This window comes from Sporomusa sp., from assembly GCF_035561255.1.
GTDB lineage: Bacteria > Bacillota > Negativicutes > Sporomusales > Sporomusaceae > Sporomusa.
This window is the reverse complement of record NZ_DATMXX010000164.1, coordinates 1-16,731: the sequence shown is the minus strand read 5'-3', so window position 1 is coordinate 16,731 and position 16,731 is coordinate 1. Positions and strand designations below refer to the sequence as shown.

At 46.2% G+C, this 16,731-nt stretch carries 17 protein-coding genes; 3 read left to right on the top strand and 14 right to left on the bottom strand.

What is annotated here, in order from left to right:
- Window positions 1–111: 111 nt before the first annotated feature.
- The 9 genes from VN379_RS09410 to VN379_RS09370 form a co-directional block, all read right to left on the bottom strand.
- The gene (locus tag VN379_RS09410; protein WP_325533137.1) at window positions 112–891 is read right to left on the bottom strand and encodes an enoyl-CoA hydratase/isomerase family protein; all 780 of its coding nucleotides are present in this window, start codon (window positions 889–891) and stop codon (window positions 112–114) included.
- Between the two features lie 353 nt (window positions 892–1,244).
- On the bottom strand, window positions 1,245–1,685 hold the full coding sequence (locus tag VN379_RS09405) for a MarR family winged helix-turn-helix transcriptional regulator (RefSeq protein WP_325533135.1): 441 nt from the start codon (window positions 1,683–1,685) through the stop codon (window positions 1,245–1,247).
- Between the two features lie 180 nt (window positions 1,686–1,865).
- The gene (locus VN379_RS09400) at window positions 1,866–2,174 is read right to left on the bottom strand and encodes a hypothetical protein (protein WP_325533133.1); all 309 of its coding nucleotides are present in this window, start codon (window positions 2,172–2,174) and stop codon (window positions 1,866–1,868) included.
- 201 nt (window positions 2,175–2,375) lie between these two features.
- A complete protein-coding gene (locus VN379_RS09395) occupies window positions 2,376–2,858 on the bottom strand; it encodes a DUF2115 family protein (protein ID WP_325533131.1) in 483 nt (160 codons plus the stop codon).
- A gap of 144 nt (window positions 2,859–3,002) precedes the next feature.
- The gene (locus VN379_RS09390) at window positions 3,003–3,548 is read right to left on the bottom strand and encodes a DUF2284 domain-containing protein (RefSeq protein WP_325533129.1); all 546 of its coding nucleotides are present in this window, start codon (window positions 3,546–3,548) and stop codon (window positions 3,003–3,005) included.
- Between the two features lie 1,197 nt (window positions 3,549–4,745).
- Window positions 4,746–5,516: a cadmium resistance transporter gene (locus tag VN379_RS09385; RefSeq protein WP_325533127.1), complete on the bottom strand. Its 771-nt coding sequence runs from the start codon at window positions 5,514–5,516 to the stop codon at window positions 4,746–4,748.
- Between the two features lie 72 nt (window positions 5,517–5,588).
- Complete coding sequence (locus VN379_RS09380; protein ID WP_325533125.1) at window positions 5,589–6,407, bottom strand: undecaprenyl-diphosphate phosphatase; 819 nt, start codon at window positions 6,405–6,407, stop codon at window positions 5,589–5,591.
- 43 nt (window positions 6,408–6,450) lie between these two features.
- Entirely contained in the window at window positions 6,451–6,654 is a 204-nt protein-coding gene (locus VN379_RS09375) for a hypothetical protein (RefSeq protein WP_325533123.1), read from the bottom strand.
- Window positions 6,655–7,131: a YjbE family putative metal transport protein gene (locus VN379_RS09370; protein ID WP_325533121.1), complete on the bottom strand. Its 477-nt coding sequence runs from the start codon at window positions 7,129–7,131 to the stop codon at window positions 6,655–6,657.
- Window positions 7,132–7,412: 281 nt separating this feature from the next.
- On the opposite strand from VN379_RS09370, the gene VN379_RS09365 reads away from it, so the two are divergent.
- A complete protein-coding gene (locus tag VN379_RS09365; RefSeq protein ID WP_325533119.1) occupies window positions 7,413–7,652 on the top strand; it encodes a prolyl oligopeptidase family serine peptidase in 240 nt (79 codons plus the stop codon).
- A gap of 291 nt (window positions 7,653–7,943) precedes the next feature.
- Here VN379_RS09365 and VN379_RS09360 read toward each other — a convergent pair whose 3' ends face one another.
- The 4 genes from VN379_RS09360 to VN379_RS09345 all read right to left on the bottom strand — a co-directional run bounded on the left by VN379_RS09360 (window position 7,944) and on the right by VN379_RS09345 (window position 14,246).
- Window positions 7,944–8,600, bottom strand: coding sequence for a TetR/AcrR family transcriptional regulator (locus VN379_RS09360; protein WP_325533117.1), 657 nt, complete (start codon window positions 8,598–8,600; stop codon window positions 7,944–7,946).
- Between the two features lie 345 nt (window positions 8,601–8,945).
- A complete protein-coding gene (locus VN379_RS09355) occupies window positions 8,946–12,038 on the bottom strand; it encodes an efflux RND transporter permease subunit (protein WP_325533115.1) in 3,093 nt (1,030 codons plus the stop codon).
- Complete coding sequence (locus VN379_RS09350) at window positions 12,035–13,168, bottom strand: efflux RND transporter periplasmic adaptor subunit (RefSeq protein ID WP_414714980.1); 1,134 nt, start codon at window positions 13,166–13,168, stop codon at window positions 12,035–12,037. The genes VN379_RS09355 and VN379_RS09350 overlap by 4 nt, the downstream gene beginning before the upstream one ends.
- 451 nt (window positions 13,169–13,619) lie before the next feature.
- Window positions 13,620–14,246, bottom strand: a complete 627-nt coding sequence (locus VN379_RS09345) for a TetR/AcrR family transcriptional regulator (RefSeq protein ID WP_325533113.1) — start codon at window positions 14,244–14,246, stop codon at window positions 13,620–13,622.
- Window positions 14,247–14,893: 647 nt separating this feature from the next.
- Here VN379_RS09345 and VN379_RS09340 point away from each other — a divergent pair.
- Both VN379_RS09340 and VN379_RS09335 read left to right on the top strand, forming a co-directional pair.
- Complete coding sequence (locus VN379_RS09340; protein WP_325533111.1) at window positions 14,894–15,250, top strand: hypothetical protein; 357 nt, start codon at window positions 14,894–14,896, stop codon at window positions 15,248–15,250.
- Window positions 15,207–15,773: a VIT1/CCC1 transporter family protein gene (locus tag VN379_RS09335; RefSeq protein WP_325533109.1), complete on the top strand. Its 567-nt coding sequence runs from the start codon at window positions 15,207–15,209 to the stop codon at window positions 15,771–15,773. The genes VN379_RS09340 and VN379_RS09335 overlap by 44 nt, the downstream gene beginning before the upstream one ends.
- A gap of 454 nt (window positions 15,774–16,227) precedes the next feature.
- Here the strand turns inward: VN379_RS09335 and VN379_RS09330 are convergent.
- Window positions 16,228–16,731, bottom strand: a 504-nt coding sequence (locus tag VN379_RS09330) for a flavin reductase family protein (RefSeq protein WP_325533106.1), incomplete at its 5' end; no start/stop codon positions are given.

The following is a 16,731-nucleotide window of genomic DNA, read 5'->3' as shown; positions in this document are numbered from 1 at the left end:
ATCTTAATACTCTTCCTGTCAATAGCAACCGCAATGTTATGGTGTTTAACTTATGATAATGTCACTTTGTAGAGATGTGCGGGGGAACATACTTTGCTCCGTCAGGCTTCCTTATTTGCCAGTAAAGATGGGTTTCCGTTTCTCACGGAAAGCAGCCACCCCTTCGGCATGGTCAGCTGTTGCGGCGCAGATGGTCTGTAGGTCGGCTTCGGCGGCGAGGACGGTAGCGAGGTCGAGGCTTCGGTCGATGACTCTTTTCATACAGCTAATAGCGACAGGGGGACCATCGGCTAAGCGGCTGGCGAAGGCGGCAGTGGCGTCCGGCAGATCATCGTCATCAACGACGTGGTTAACGAGGCCGAGGCCGTGGGCAGTAGCGGCGTCGATGCTGTCGGCGGTGAACATGAGTTCTTTGGCTTTGTGAGTGCCGACCAGGCGGGGCAGCAAGTACATGCCGCCCATATCAGAGACAAGACCGACTTTGGCGAAGCTCTGGACGAAGCGGACCGAGCGGGCGGCGAAGACGATGTCGCAGGCCAAGGCGAGATTGAAGCCAGCGCCGGCGGCGACGCCGTTGACCATAGCGATGACGGGTTTTTCGAGGCTCATGATGAGGGCGGCTACTTTGCCGACGTCCTCGATAAACCGCCGGAAAGCGATTGGGTCGACAGTCAAGGCGGTGAGGTAAGTGAGGTCACCGCCGGCGCAGAAGGCTTTACCGGCACCGGTAAGGATAATGCTTCGCACGGTCTGATCAGCAACAGCTGCCCCGAGGGCGGCAGTGAGGTCGTCAACCAAAGCCCGGTCAAGTGCATTGAAGACAGCGGGGCGGCTGAGGGTGATGGTGGCGACGGGGCCACGGTGGCTGACGACGACGGTTTTGTTGGACATGGAAATACCTCCTTTTTAATTCTAAAATACTTCTTTTCGAACACCTCACGGTGAACTTTTAAATAATGGGCAAACCTGGCGTAGCGCTTCATCGCTTTCCTGCGCTCAATTACTATCTCCACAGCTTTGTCCAGTGATACGCCTCCTTCTATTTGCCATTGAAGACGCAGCGCGTTCCATCAAGCCGAAAACATTTAGTACATGAAATGCATTTTGCCGAACTTGTTGCATCAGCCTGCCAACGGTTAATCAGATCACTTTCACGGATCAGCGGGCGGCAGAGGGAGATATACTCAATCTCAGTCTGGTTTATAATTTCCGTCAGTTGGCCTACCTGCCGGCTGCCGCCCTCCTCAAGGCACGATGGCCTCCAGCTTCGACAGCAGTTGGACAAGTCTCGCAAGGTCCACTTCTCCCATATATTCTTTTAGCGCCGCCTGGGACTCCCCCCATAGCGCCCACCCTTTGTCTGCCGCGTTCTTTCCTGCTGTCGTCAGCTTTATCTCCCGGGTGCGCGAATCTTTGCCGGGGTTGACGGCGATAAATCCCGCCTCAATTAAAGGTTTCATATTACGGTTCAGAGTAGTCCGGTCAATACGCATCATTTTTGCCAGGTTGCTAATAGTAGCTATTTTCGCCATTTCAAGATGCCGTAGTAGCGACAGTTGGGCAACGGTTAATCCGCTAGGCTTTAGTACGTCATCATAAAATTGGGTAACCGCCCGAGAAGCCCGGCGGATGTTCATACAGTAGTTACATACACCGGGGTGTTGGGGATAAATCTTATAGTTCATGGTAATTTCCCTTCAATTTTCTCATTTATGTGTATATACACTATTGTTTGTTAATTATATTATTTTTACCTTCAGCACGTCAAGCGATCATTTTTAATTGACGATATGTGATCGTTGGCACGGTGTATAGTCAATATTCGATACCTATTAAAATATTATTCGTTCCACTCTTTGACTTGCTTATGCAGCCAGTTCACCCACGCCTCGACACCCTCGCCAGTCTTGGCGGAACATGCCCGTCGCAAATATGTTGAGCATGACCCAGTCGACACCGTCATCGTCAGTATGGTACTCAAGGGCGCCGATATGTACCAGCAGGTCGACAAGCTTTGCCGCCTCCTCCACTGTTTTTTCGGCCTTTTCAGCCAAGGCATTGATGTAAACCGGGACTCTCACCTCCATTTGAAGCATCAAATTCACCATATCGTCCGTCAGCAGACGATCCAGGACGATATACCCCCAGGCTTCCCGTCCCTTCGTCTCACTCATCGGGTCAACATGCTTCACAAGTTCGAGTAGATTTTACCTTGGTTCCTTACTGCGTTGCTCCCAGTAATCCTACATTAATTTCTTTTCGCCTTCCGTGTAAATATGTTCAATCATTTTCGTTTCCTCCTTTATATTATACCATAAAGGTGTATGTACACCTTTATTCCATCATGCTATTCCCCCTCACAATGCGTCAATTATTCAAACGTATCTTAAACACTTTGCAACACAATATTCGCACAAGGACCTGTCACTAACTATATATTTACTTTTGGCGGGGCAATAATAATTATTGTCTTGTTCAATGATCTTCTGATTATCGCTAATAAACATGCCCGGAGGATGTAGTGGTTTTCTTGCGATAAAAGTCAAATAGGTTGATATAATCCGGATATATTCCTTAAAATCAGTTTGGCCAGGCGCATTGTCCTCCATATATTGATTTATTCGAAGCGTAAAGTCTTCAAGCATGTCGGCATCGATTTCTTCCGACACATTGACACAGGTTCGTTTTTTGATTTCAGAGAATATTTCCCGGTTATACCTGGCAACAGATTGGATTATATATTGAACACTTCCTGGTGGGCTCTGAATATGTTGCACATCATATTCGTTTGCCAAATATTCAGAAACCATGTCGCCCGCTTCTCGCTTAATTGTAAGGAATAATTCACAGGAATTCATAGTCCCTCCTCCATTCCAAACCTCACTACTCTTCCTCCATTGCTTAATCTGGGTTGATTCAAATCGCAAAACAAACCGACCAGTCTAATTTAACAATATAGCAACCACCAGATTCTGTCAATAGATTTTTTTAATGCCCCCATACTAAAAGAATATCATACTAAAATATGAAATCGTGTGAGGTCCATTATTGTACTTAATGCCGCACTCTTTAGCCTGCTCTACAACCAGAATTCCAAAGCCTTCTGTGGCGGGAAACATCCGCTCGGGAAACCGGCATGCCTTCTCCGGATACGTGCAGGACTTACAGATCAGACATCCTTCTGCAGAAAGAGTAAGTATGGTGCTGAATTCGCTCCGAAAAATACTTGCAGCCTTTTCTGTGATAGCTTCGTGTATTATCCTGGCTTCGCGCCATTCGTTCATATCAGGAAAATATCGAGGTGTCAGTTTGGCCAGTGTGGTAAAAATAAAAGCATTTTCAAATTGAGCGCATTTCGCCCTGCAAGCTTCGATACTTCCGACCGCAGGCGGACAGGCCCATGATGTACCATACATCCGGCAAACATTTTGTTCGCATAGTTGTCTTACTTCATCGGAGAAAATCACTTGATCGGATTGGATAAAAGCATATTCATGTATCCCCAGATTTTCCTTCTCTTGGAGAATTATTTCTTCGATTCTGATCATAATAGCCACCTCCAGTTTATAGACCGGTCTCTTTATCATGGGAAAATCAATTCATTGCCAGTCACCTAGTCATGGATATGGTTGACGAAATGTTTTGCGCCTTCCGAACCATACTTCAACATAGTACCCATGGCTATTGGCATCAATGTTTGCATTCTCGCGTTTCATGTCTATATCTATGCGTCACGGTAAGTGATCTTGTTTATAGATGTCCATCAGCTCATCCGCAGCCTGGCGTATTTTCGTATGTTCTGCGCGATAGAGTATCTACAACATCTTGGATCTCTTACAGAGATACCTCTCCAATGCAAATAAATTTATCGTCATAATAAACCAACCGGTTTATTACAGTTTATCTTTCTCTCAAAATACTGTCAAGATGCCAAACACAAAATACGGTATCGAACTCATCGTTTTTTTCAATATATAGTATAGTAACTCTGACCTGACCCGAGAGAGCGACGCCGACTTTTAAAAGAGAGTTCGAAAAAGTATAATCAAAACGGAGAGTCGGAAGTCTTGCCCAGCCAGGGAAAACCGCTGGTGAAGCCTGTGGGCATCTCACGACCTATTATCGCTGGTGAAAAGATTACGCTAGAATGCGTACTGATTAGGCCAAACGAGTGAAAAACCCAGAAAAGAAATGCCTGTGCTAAAAAATCTGGTAACCGGGTTATTCTCGGACAATGCCATCCTAAAGGACGTAGCTTCGTGAAATTTTAATCCCAGTATCGCGGCTTGAGGAAAGTTCATGCCTCACACTTTTATTCGCCTGCATGAATTTAAAGAAACTTGTGATGTGGAAAAAAGCGGGGTATGCTGCAGGTATGCTGCCGTCTTTTTCCTTCGAGATTTCTTCTTTACTATTCAAATTCAGTAATATGATTCGGAGGCAGTTGAGCAAGTTACGGTACGCAGCCTGGCCTCAGGGGCTGTGTTTTCTTTGCAGCAGAACTGTGCACTCCACGTGCATTGAGTTGGCATAATGTATGAAAAGAAAACACGTAACAGACAACGCTTCTTAACTACTTTAAAAATCCAGTTTTTTATGAAGTACTAAATATGATAGGTTAGATGCTTGTTACTACTGGCACCTCTAGCTCAAATGAAACAAGTGCATAGCGTCTTTGTATAACGCCTGTCATCAATATCTGTACGGTAAATAGACTCGAAATACTCACGTTTCTTATAGTTCAATTATTCTAGTAGATTCATCGCTAAGAAACTGAGTACATCGCTTTCCACTAAAATAAATACACCTATCCCAATAAATACAATTGGCACTAATATATTTTTGTATTTTTCAAGGATGTGTTTTATGCCGGGGAAATTTGTCAGTTTTTCCCCTATAAAACACCATACGGCAATCAATAATAAGAAAACAATAAGTGTTATAATAAGCTCAAATGTATTTAGCCTTGTGAACAGTGGTATATAAATACCTATATTATCAGCACCATTAGCAATCGTAACTAAAGAAACATTTACAATCGCAGGATCGATCAACTTGCTTAACGCAGCCCTTATTTTTGCTTCTTTTGTGTCTCGCGCTTCAATTTCGCTATTGAGTTCATCCATTACATACTCTGTTGCGGTATCCGAATGATCCTTCATGGGACTTTCCCCGATTGTGTCTGAGCCTGTTTCACTTTGCACTGCTGACATAGTTTCCATTGTTGAATTAGCAGCAGCTTTTTTCTCTTTCCTGTATTCCGACCATTCTTTAATCCCTAACACGATTGGAACCATTCCCAACAATCCCGTATATTGCTGCGGGACTAAATTCAATCCCAATGAACCTAAAACGCTTACAATAAGGAGTATTGTTATGCCAAGATATTGACCGATAATAATATGACGTTTTTTCAGTTGACCGCCTATTTGAGAATAGAATATCATCAACACAAAAATGTCATCAATGTTAGTACTTACGAATGAAACAAAAGCCGTTACGATTGCACTTGCCATCAATTTCCTCCCAATCTATTGCTAAAAATAATCATAAAAATGAGAAAAACCTATGCACACTTGCTTATGGGCTTAAACTCCTTTACCGAAATAGATAAAAACAATGACTGCCGCCAATATTAACCGATAGATTGCGAATATCGCAAAATTATGTCGTTGAAGATATTTTAGCAAAAAGCTAATCGAAAAGAAGCCAACTATTGCTGATGTAAATGTGCCGACGAAAAACAAAGGGTTTCCAATGTTGTGCATGATATCAGGCGTATGTTTTAGCGCAGCACCGGCAATAATTGGCGTTGCCAGCAAAAAAGAAAATTTGGCGGCGGCTTCCCGCGTAAATCCTAGCATGCGCGCTGTAGTCATAGTTATTCCGGAACGCGATACTCCAGGAATGAGCGCCAATGCCTGTGCGGTGCCAATTAAAAGGGCCTGCTTGAAAGTTATCCTGTCAAGATGGAATTTTTCGTCAATTCTCTTGTCTACATAGTAAAGAACCACCCCCATAATAGCAAGGCCGCCGGCAATAATAAGGGGCTGTGAGCGAAAAACTTGTTCGATTTTTGATTCTAAAACAAGACCGGCAAGGCCGCCGGGAATTGTGGCTGCTACCAAATACCAGAACATTTTTCCTTGTTTTGTTTGTAACCCCTTAGTTAAACCATCTTTAGTCAATTCCAACCAATCTTGAAAAAAGTAAATGAGAACTGCCGCCAGCGTTCCCACATGGAGGGCCACGTCAAGAGCGATATCAATATTTCCACCGGCTTGCTCAATGATGGATTCCCAATTAAATAGCCAGCGAACAAGAATCAAGTGTCCTGAACTAGAAATAGGCAAAAACTCTCCTAATCCTTGGACAATGCCTAAAATTACTGCAATAAACCACAACATCGGTAAGCTCCTTTTCTGTCGTCTTTAACACCTAGTAAGGTATCTACCCTTTCTCTTTTATTTTTCTTTTTTGATTGGTTAAAACTCCAGACAACAATACCACGCCTGTCACTAAAATTTCAAATCCCCACTGCAGGAACGGATTGGTGAAATATGCTTTTAAAAAAGGTTCCTGAACGATCATCTTTGCAGCAGTCCAGGCGACTACGCCTCCTCCGATGTAGAGAATGATCGGAAAGCGATCCACCTATGTCACAAAAAGTCTACTTCCCGAAATTACAATCGGAATACTAATTAGCAGGCCTAGAAACACCAATAAGAAGCTCCCGTGAAAGGCACCTGCTACCGCCAATACATTATCAATGCTAATAAGCAAATCTGCAATAATAATCGCTCGTATTGCTGGCGCAAAAGTATTCTGTGGAGTAAAAGTTCCTTCGCCTTGAGTTTCTGTTGCCGTTAAAAGTTTGAAAGCAATCACAATTAACAGCAGATCTCCAACCATTAGAAGTCCCGGGATTTTTAATAACCACATCGCAATGAGGGTAGCAACAGTCCGAATAGCAATCGCTCCAGCTGTTCCCCAAAAAATTGCTTTTGTCTGCTGCTCTTTAGGTAAATTCTTGGCGATTAATCCAATTACGATAGCATTATCGCCAGCAATTACCAAATCAATGATAATAATAGGTATGTGATTATAAATTCCCCTTTCTTCATACAACACAAAAAGAGCCTATGCACACTTGTAGTGTGTATAGGCTTACTAATCCAGTTTAAACCATATTATCTATGGCTGACTTTAATACTTCCTAAGAAGTATAAACTGCCCCCGCCCTATACGGTACTTAATACTATATCACACTGAATAGTATAAACGCAATCCATTTTCTTACCCCATGTGTTTAACTTGTGATAATGTCACCTTATCGTATCCTATAATAGTCACATAATTTCTATAACCCAACCTGACTGCAGCACAAACGCCACTCTCATCAGATTTATTACGTGGATCCGCTCTACCATATAATCCTCTCAAATTTTATAACGCAATATCTGAAAGCTGGTGGGATCACGCCCGCCGATGGGCTGGCGATCCAGGGCGAATCCGGCGGCGGCCTTCTCATCGGCGCTGTCGTCAACCAGCGCCCGGACCTGTTTGCGGCTTCCCTTGCAGGTGTCGGCGTCATGGACATGCTTCGCTACCACCGGTTCACCGGCGAGCAGTTGTGGATGGCCGATTACTGAGACCCCGCGAAGAAGGCGGATTTCCGCAATCTCCGTGCCTATTCACCCTACCATAACATAGTGCCCGGCCGGGATTATCCCGCGATCCTGGCCACGCCCGCTGACCCCCAAATACCCTATTTTGAACCTCATGTGTGACTGGGGCGAAGCTAATTGGTCAAAGGTCAAAGATCACTAAAACAACTACAGACTTTCCTTGTTTTTATCTGAAATAACAAAGAGATCGGCTGAATTTTTTTTACAACCTCAGCCGATCTCTTCTATCGTTACGTAAATTCACACTCGATTGTATTATTCAACAGTCACAAAAAAGTCCGCTGTTTTTATGCTGGTCATTTGGGTAGTAGCCGGCAGTGGAGTACACCTAATTCCCTGCAGATAATGGTGAAATGCCTGGACGGTGTAATCATTATTTGAATCCTCAGTTAACGGGCCGTATTCCGCAGTTAGCGACACAGGGATGCCGGGAGCATGCAGCAGTTCAATCAGCAGTAAGGCCGTCTGGTGAGGCTGGAGGTCAGATATGAATTCTTTTTCGGATATTCCCTGTTGTAAAGCAGCGTAAACATACCGGTAGAGTTGAGCGGTATAGTCTTTAACGATGGGATTGACGGTATTATGACAGATAATCTCGTAATGCCAAAGCGGAGTCAGAAACGGTTGTTTACGCTTTAATTCAACGATAATTTCTGCATAGCCAATCAGACGTTCGGCTGCTGTTATTTTTGTACTGCTTTCTCTTCTTTGGAATAACTGAAGTACAGGTGAAAACTGGTTTTCCAGTATAACCTGGTAAAGGGCTGACTTGCCGCCAAAATAATAGGAAATGGCGGCAATATTGCTTTGGGCTGCTTGTGCCAACTGTTTTATGGTGACGTGCTCAAATCCGCATTTCGCAAATATGGGGGTAGCGGCGTCAACGATTCGATTTTCAATAGTTTTTTCCACATCATCAGCTCCTTATTGGATCAGCACCGCCTCTTACGCAGTCAGCCGCGCAATTTCTTTTAATGAATACGGACCGATTTTGCGCTTGGGGATTGGGTCCCTTTACAGGCGGATCATTCTCGGCAGCATATATTAGAAATGCCAGACATATTGCAAGAAGTATGCAGACCAGAATAATTAGGCTGAATAAACAGATCAGGCTTATCATAAAGATTGTACTCAATGCATCATAACACCACAGCAATAGAGCATGTACAACCTTCACTTCCTTTTCCGCTTCTCAAAATCAATAGCAAAACAGCCATAGTGTTACCAAGGCACTATGGCTGTTTTATAGGTGTCTGTTTATACGTGAAGCTGCTGTTCATCCGGCGGAGTATTCCGGGAAAGAGCAGGAGTTGGCTCAACCTGATACCAGGCCGCATACATCGCCGGCAGTACCAACAGTGTTAATATCGTTGCGCCCAATAATCCACCGGCGATGGCGACTGCCATTGGTCCCCAAAAAATGCTGGATACTAAGGGGATCATGCCCAAAATAGCGGCTGCCGCTGTCAGCATGATGGGGCGGAAGCGGGTGACGGTGGCGTTAATAATGGCATCCCACAGGGGTTCACCCGTTTTTAGATGCTGCTCAATCTGATCAATGAGAATGACCGAGTTGCGCATAATGATACCGGCCAGCGCCAATAGGCCCAATTGTACGACAAAGCCGATTGCCTGACCTGTTAGCAGGAGGGCTAGGCTGGCACCGATGATGCCCATCGGCGCAGTTAAGAGGGTCAGGACCATTTTGGGGATGTTTTGCAGTTGGAACATCAGTAACGTGACAATAATAATCACCATAGCCGGCACCGGCTGCAGCAACCAACGGGTGGCCTTATCGCTTAATTCCGTAGTACCGCCAATCTCAATAGTGTAGCCAGGCGGCAGGGAAGCTCGCAGTTCCTTTAAGTTGTCGTAGGCTTCATAGGTCGCATCGTTACCGGTAATTTCTTTGGCGATATTGGCCTGTACGGTAATCGTCGGCTTTAAGTCCCGCCGCCAGATACCCCCGTCCTCGGCGTCATAACTGATTTTGGCGATTTGGTCCAGGGGGATGAATTTCCCGTTGCCGGTATGAATGGTTAAGTCCTTAATCCGTGCAAGGTCGCTGCGGTCCTGGGCGGCGACCCGGAACATAATGCCGACCGTTTTGTCTTTCTCGCGAAATTCGGACACGGCTGTGCCGGACAATAGGGCCTCCAGGCTGGAGGACAACGTCTGGCTGTCCAGGCCCAGCATCCGCGCCTTATCCTGGTCAATGGCCAAATGCATAACTTTGGTTTTTTCAGTCCATTCCAGATTGACATCAAGCAAATGGGGATTGGCAGCGAGTTTGTCCTGGGCCTGTTTGGCAATAGCGCGCACTTTGTCATGGTCATAGCCGCTGACCCGGAGCATGACTGGATACGGATCGGATGGACCGGTGGTCACAACCTTGACATTGCCGCGCACGTTAGGAAAATGCGTCGCCAAGAGTTTTTCCACCTTCTCCCGCAGGAGTTCGCGGGATTTCAGATCTTTTCCGACAAAGACAAATTCAGCAAAATTCGTATCGGCGTCAGGCGGAAAAGCGGTAAGCACGAAGCGTGGCGCTGCCTGACCCGTGTAATAGGTGAAATTGGCGGCAGTGTCATCCTGGGTAAACTGCGCGGCGAAACGTTTGGCTTCTTCCTCCGTTGCTTGCAGGGAAGAGCCGGGCGGCAGGCGGAGTTCCACCAGCAATTCCGGCCGGGTTGACGGCGGGAAAAATTCCTGTTTAATGGAGGACATCAGCAGCAAGGAACCAATAAACATGGCGGCGGTAATTCCCAGGACCATGCGGCAGTGCACCAGGCACCAACTCAACAATTGTTTGAATTTCCGGTAAAATTTCGTATCGTAAATATCGTGGCCTTGTGTGGTTGTGGCGACTTTTACCAAATGGTACCCGAACAGCGGTGTGACTATGCCGGCTACAACCCAGGACAGTAACAAGGCAATGGTTACCACCGAGAAGAGGCTGCCCACATATTCGGAAGCGCTGCCTTTGGAGAAGCCGACCGGCACAAAGCCTGCGCAGGTGATCAGCGCTCCGGTCAGGCGGGGTGTGGCGGTGGAGGTATAGGCGTAGCAGGCGGCGTCAAAACGGCTCCAGCCCTGCTCTAGTTTTACGATCATCATTTCAATGGCAATAATCGCATCGTCCACTAACAGTCCCAGGGCGATGATGAGTGCGCCGAGAGAAATTTTGTGCAGGTCGATGCCGAAGATTTTCATAAAGATGAAGGTGCCCATAATGACCAACGGAATGCAAAAGGCGACAACCATACCAGAGCGCATCCCCAGACTTAAGAAACTGACGATGAGGACAATCGCCACGGCTTCCGCTAGCGACTTCACAAATTCGTTAATGGATTCTTTCACTACTTTCGGCTGGTTGGAAACGGTATTGAGTTCTAAGCCAAGCGGCAGATCTTTTTGGATTTGCGCCACCGTCTTATCTAATTTTTCACCAAGGGTGAGAATATTGCCGCCATTTTCCATCGACAAGGCAATGCCAATGGCCGGCTGGCCGTTGTAGAACAGTTTCGGGTCTGCCGGATCGCTATAACTGCGTTCAATCTTGGCGATATCACCCAGCCGGAAGGTACGTCCGCCGGCCCGGATCGGCAGAGTTTTCAGGTCCTCTATATTTTCGAATATACCAGTAATGCGCAAATAGACGTTGTCGGAGACCGTTTCCACCATGCCGGAGGCCGTCATGGCGTTTTGCGCCCGGACGGCACCGGTAATATCCGAAGGGTCCAGGCCCAATTGCGCCAGTTTGGTTGTCTCTATTTCAATAAAGATTTTTTCGGCCTGGGCACCGACGAGATCCGCTTTGCGCACATTCGGCACACCGAGGAAAATGCGGCGGATGGTCTCCGCTTTTTCCCGCAGGTCTTCGTAGCTGTAGCCGTCGCCAGTTAAGGCGTAAATGCAACCGAAAACATCGTCGAAGCGGTCATTAAAATACGGTCCCTGGACGCCTGCAGGCAGAGTGGGCTTAATATCGTTGACCATGTTGCGCACTTCCAGCCAGGTGGGCCGGAGTTGGGGACCGGTAACGACATCATATTTCAAATTGACGTAAATAATGGCCTGCCCCGGCCGGGAATAGCTGCGCAGGAAATCCAAACCAGGGGTATCCTGCAGTTTTTTTTCAATTTTATCGGTGACTTGTTCTTCCACCTGGCGGGCGGTAGCACCAGGCCAGTTTACGGTTACCACCATCTGCCGGATCGAAAAATCGGGATCTTCCATGCGGCCGAGGTTTTGATACGAGAAGATCCCGCCCACCACCAGCAGGACAATAAAAAAATAAACGATCTGCTTATGGTTCAGCGCCCATTCAGTCAAATTAAACGGTTTCATGGGGTATTACCCTCCGTCAGCCTCACGGTCTGCCCTTCCCGCAGTTTATGTACACCGGCTGCGACGATGGTCTCGCCGGGATTAAGGCCGGCGACGATCTGAACTTGCATATTGCCGAAACTGCCGACTTGCACCGGACGCAGAGTTGCCACGTGATCGATGACCACCCAGACGTGCGGTGTGTCATTGGTTTGATAAAGGGCCGAAAGTGGAACCATGGTGACGGCTTGATTAGGACCGCCCATACCGGCCAGGCTGACCCCTGCCGTCATCCCCAGCTTGATTTGCGGCGGAGGATTGACCAAACTGATACGTACTTTATAGGTACGCGTTATCGCGTCGGCCATAGGGGCGATTTCTCTTACCTTGCCTTCTAAATTGACCTGGGGCAGGGCCCAAAACGTCACTGTTAGCTGCTTTGCATTGCGGATTTCTTCAATCCGGTTTTCCGGTACACTGATTTCGACTTCCCGTTCCCCGTCCTGCACGATGGTGATGACGGTCTGACCGGCGCTGACCACGTGGCCGGCTTCAGCGGCAATGGCGGCAATGACACCGTCTTTATCGGCAGAGAGCAGGCTGTAATCCAATTGGTTGGCACCCTGCGCATATTGGGCGGTTGCCTGTCGCACGGCCGCCTGGGCGACTTCATGGGCATTTTCATATTGGTCCAGTTGCGCCCGGCTAATGGCATTTTGCGCATACAACTGCCGGTAACGTTGCAGATTGCTTTCCGCCAGCCTACGCTGCGACTCGGCGGAGTAGACTTGCGCGGACGTGCTGTTTACCGTTTGTTGCAGGTCACGCGGATCCATCTGCATGAGAACATCGCCGGCTTTCACCGTACTGCCGAGATCTACATTGCGCTTGATGATTTTGCCGGTCACCTGAAAGGCCAGCTGGCTTTCATAACGGCCCTGTACCTCGCCGGAATAGAGATAGCTTTGAGGAGCATTAGTTGCGCCAATTACAGCGGTGCGCACCAGCGGAATATCTTCCACTGCGGCTTGGGGCTGGCTGTGGAGTTTCCAGATTCCGACGCCCATAATGCACAGCCCTACGGCTGCTGTAACTAAGCTGTAATACAATTTGTTCCTGGGTAATTTTGTAATTCGATAGAATGGTGGCATGATTTCACTCCTTTATATGATTTAATAAGGGGAGTATCTGAATGGAAGGCTTCTCGTAAGAACAGACATGTACCCATTTGCCGTCGCGAATAATCTCAACTCTTCCCATCTGTCTGCCTTCCCAATTCCAGAATTAGCTGATTTCGTTTAATAGTTTTGTAATTTCTTCCCATGATAAAGAGGGCGATGATTCTACAGGAATATCATCAATAATGATATGGCGCATTGTGGTTTGCGTTGTTGCTCCTGTCTAAGTCATTATGCAAAATCTTTGAACCGTTCAATTAATGACTTTGAAAAATCATCCAAGCAGTTCGATTGGATGATCCTGATGGTTGTATAAGGATAGGTGTATGATTTACTAGTGGCTTTTATTTATTTTTGAACAGTTCAATTAAAAGGTAAAAAATTATCCAAACAGTAACCTGCCGGAAGGTCATTGTTCATGCTGTTAGGCAGTGGATAGTGATAAATGTAAGGTATTCTCCGGTATTCCCAATGCCCGTTCGATGAGCGACGCAGCCATGGTTAAATGATAGGCCATTTCTTCATCCGGAATTTTTTCACACAAGGTGTCGCCTAAGCATAACATGATGGACATGATAAATGTAAGAGCAGGCGGAAGGTGAGAGACATGAAAATATTGCTTACGGACCCCCTCTTCAATTATCTTCAGCAGCCAGGGTTTCAGCAAGAGGGCTGCTTGGCGAAAGATTTTATTTTTTATATGTAAATGTTTTTCATCATAGAGAAAGTCGAGAAAGAGACCGTCTTTGTAGTGTGCCGTTCGGAAGAAGGCATGCACCACGAATTCAATTTTACGGGGCGGAAGCATGTCGGCAGACGAAGCCATACTTCTGATATCGGTGAGAAAATGAGCAATTTGACGATTGATGAGTGCTTCCAGGATTTCTTCTTTGGACTTAAAGTAATAATAGAGCAGTCCTCGCGCGCCGCCGATCTCCTTGGCAATGTCACTGATGGTGGTTTTCCGGTAGCCGTTGGCGGCAAACAGCGGCTCGGCCCCATCTAAAATTTCATCCATTTTGATCTTTGGGTCTTGGGGCGGTCTGGCCAATAACCTCACTCCTTCATTGCTTGAACAGTTCAAATTATATTATGGTTGGAAAGTGTTGTCAAGATAAAACCAGTGATTATTCGTGTCTGCAGAAGTGGCTTGGGGGATATTTATAAGTTTACAAAAATCATGCCTACTCAATATTGGCGCATCGTCTATGATCATTCCATATATAGTACATCCACAACCTATCAAAAAAGTAGAACTGCATGTGTTTTTTATGGCCTTCTTTTTTCACAAATGAACATGAAGGTTTTTACGACATTCTGTACAATTACAACAAGCTTCTGCCATTACTTTCTCTTTCCAATAGGCGGTCTGCTGAGAGGTCAGTGCCTGATTTGTTAGACAACCTCGGTGTCGTCCCAGCTCGCCAATGGAAGAACACTTAATGCCCGCCACGCCTCCGGCTTTACTGCAGGCCTCATTCACGGCCAGAAATTCCCGGCTTTGTGCACTCAGCTGACTGCCAAACTGCTGTGCCGCAAACCGATTTAACCCTTCCAGATGAACAAATAGACTCCTGTGTTTTTACAAAATTCCCTAGCCTCTCATGACAGCCCGATATGATATAAACAAAGTGATCAGGATAAAATAAGATCATGACCGCTTACTTATATTTTCTATCCATTGGAAGGACAAACCGTATGACTAATAACGAGCTAATGGCATTAGTAAAGTATTTTCAAAGAGCCGAAGCCACTGAACGGGATATCTGCCTGAACATCGCCCGGCGAGTAGCTGATGGCCAAAATAAGATTACCCTCTTAAAACTGGCGGCGGAAGAAGCGCGGCATTACTCGAAATGGAAACAACATACCGGCGTCGACGTAAAGCCTTTTCGCAGCCAGGTGTGGTTTTATACCACCATCGCCGCTTTGCTAGGCTACACCTTCGCCATCAAGCAGATGGAAGCCCGGCTCAATCGTTTTCAAAACGAAAAAAAACACTGCCCTGCTGGTGAAAAACTTCCCGGAGATCATCGAAATCAATGCAGCCGCTAACGCCTACGAAGGCGAACTAATCGCCAATTTAGACGAAAAGCGGCTTCGCTATGTCAGTTCCATCATCTTGGGGCTAAACGATGCCCTCGTAGAGTTTACAGGAAGCTTGGCGGGATACACCTTTGCCATGCAAAGCAATCAATTCATTGCCATGGCCGGTCTCATTACCGGCATATCCGCCTCTTTGTCCATGGCTTCTTCCGAATATTTATCCACCCGTGCCGAGAATGGAAAAAACGCCCTGCATGCGGCTGTATACACTGGCATCTCTTATGTAGTCACCGTGGCCATTCTGTTGGCACCCTACCTAATCCTCCCCGACCAGTCGTACGGAATCGCTCTGACTATCATGCTGCTGTTGGTTGTCGTCATCATCGCTGCCTTTAACTATTATATTGCCATTGCCCAGGAGTTTTCATTTTGGCAGCGGTTTTCTGAAATGGCCGCCGTAAGTTTAGGCGTAGCCGCCATCTCCTTTTTCATCGGCTTATTGGTCAAGAATCTGCTTGGAATTGAACTATAAGGTGCAGTACTTATTGTCTATAGTACAAAACACCTAACGTCGGTTCCGCCATTTTACCGCAAGCAATTTACTGCAGTTTCGCTGATGAAAATTCAGAGAAGAGTACACCTCATTAGCTACTTAGTAATTAGCTTAACATTGTAACAAACAAGTTTGACCGACAGCGCAAAAAAGCTACACGTCCAACAACGTGCAGCTCGCTTACGATGCAAATAGCAGACCAACAACAGCATGCCCAAAAGCCTGATGTTTTCTTCCTTTGTCTGAACTAACATATACCAGATTTTCCCACAGCCCATGAATCCAGGCGAAGCCTGGCTTCATGGGCTTGTTTTCTTTTCAGCAGAACTGTGCACTCCACATGCATGGAGGTTATATAAGGTACTGGGTTTCCCCACAGTAGCCGGCATGCATCGCGCATGTGTCACGGTGACGGGTTGTTGACAACTTATTTTTATTTCTTACTATAACCTGCTACTCCCAGTTTTTCTCCCATAGCACGATATTCGCCAAAGCTATAACCATAAGGTCTTATTCTATCTACGTCAGGAGTACCATCTTCTTTTATTACTTCTTCGTTATAATGTACCGCAACAATTTCTCCAACAAAGATATCATGACTGCCATAATTTAGAATATCTTTTACCTTGCATTCTATATTAACGGCACATTCCTTTATCAACGGAGCTTTTACAACGCTTGCGAGTATTGGAGTCAGACCGGTTTCGGCAAATTTATTTACATTTTTCCCCGATACAATGCCGCAATAATCGGTTATCTTTGCTAAGTCTGCCGAAGGTATATTGATGACATATTCCCCAGACTCTTTTATCATGGCATTGGAATATCTTGCTGGATGAACCGCAATGTACAGTATGGAAGGGCTGTGACTAAAAACGCCAGTCCAGGCTATCGTAATAATATTAGGATTTTTATCTTCTGTCTTTACTGTTACGAG

What these genes read in the sequence shown, in the direction of transcription:
- VN379_RS09355 (WP_325533115.1), bottom strand. Translation starts at nt 12,038, where the DNA reads ATGAAACCGTTTAATTTGACTGAATGGGCGCTGAACCATAAGCAGATC.
- VN379_RS09395 (WP_325533131.1), bottom strand. Translation starts at nt 2,858, where the DNA reads ATGAATTCCTGTGAATTATTCCTTACAATTAAGCGAGAAGCGGGCGAC.
- VN379_RS09410 (WP_325533137.1), bottom strand. Translation starts at nt 891, where the DNA reads ATGTCCAACAAAACCGTCGTCGTCAGCCACCGTGGCCCCGTCGCCACC.
- VN379_RS09350 (WP_414714980.1), bottom strand. Translation starts at nt 13,168, where the DNA reads ATGCCACCATTCTATCGAATTACAAAATTACCCAGGAACAAATTGTAT.
- VN379_RS09380 (WP_325533125.1), bottom strand. Translation starts at nt 6,407, where the DNA reads ATGTTGTGGTTTATTGCAGTAATTTTAGGCATTGTCCAAGGATTAGGA.
- VN379_RS09405 (WP_325533135.1), bottom strand. Translation starts at nt 1,685, where the DNA reads ATGAACTATAAGATTTATCCCCAACACCCCGGTGTATGTAACTACTGT.
- VN379_RS09340 (WP_325533111.1), top strand. Translation starts at nt 14,894, where the DNA reads ATGACTAATAACGAGCTAATGGCATTAGTAAAGTATTTTCAAAGAGCC.
- VN379_RS09385 (WP_325533127.1), bottom strand. Translation starts at nt 5,516, where the DNA reads ATGGCAAGTGCAATCGTAACGGCTTTTGTTTCATTCGTAAGTACTAAC.
- VN379_RS09400 (WP_325533133.1), bottom strand. Translation starts at nt 2,174, where the DNA reads ATGAGTGAGACGAAGGGACGGGAAGCCTGGGGGTATATCGTCCTGGAT.
- VN379_RS09390 (WP_325533129.1), bottom strand. Translation starts at nt 3,548, where the DNA reads ATGATCAGAATCGAAGAAATAATTCTCCAAGAGAAGGAAAATCTGGGG.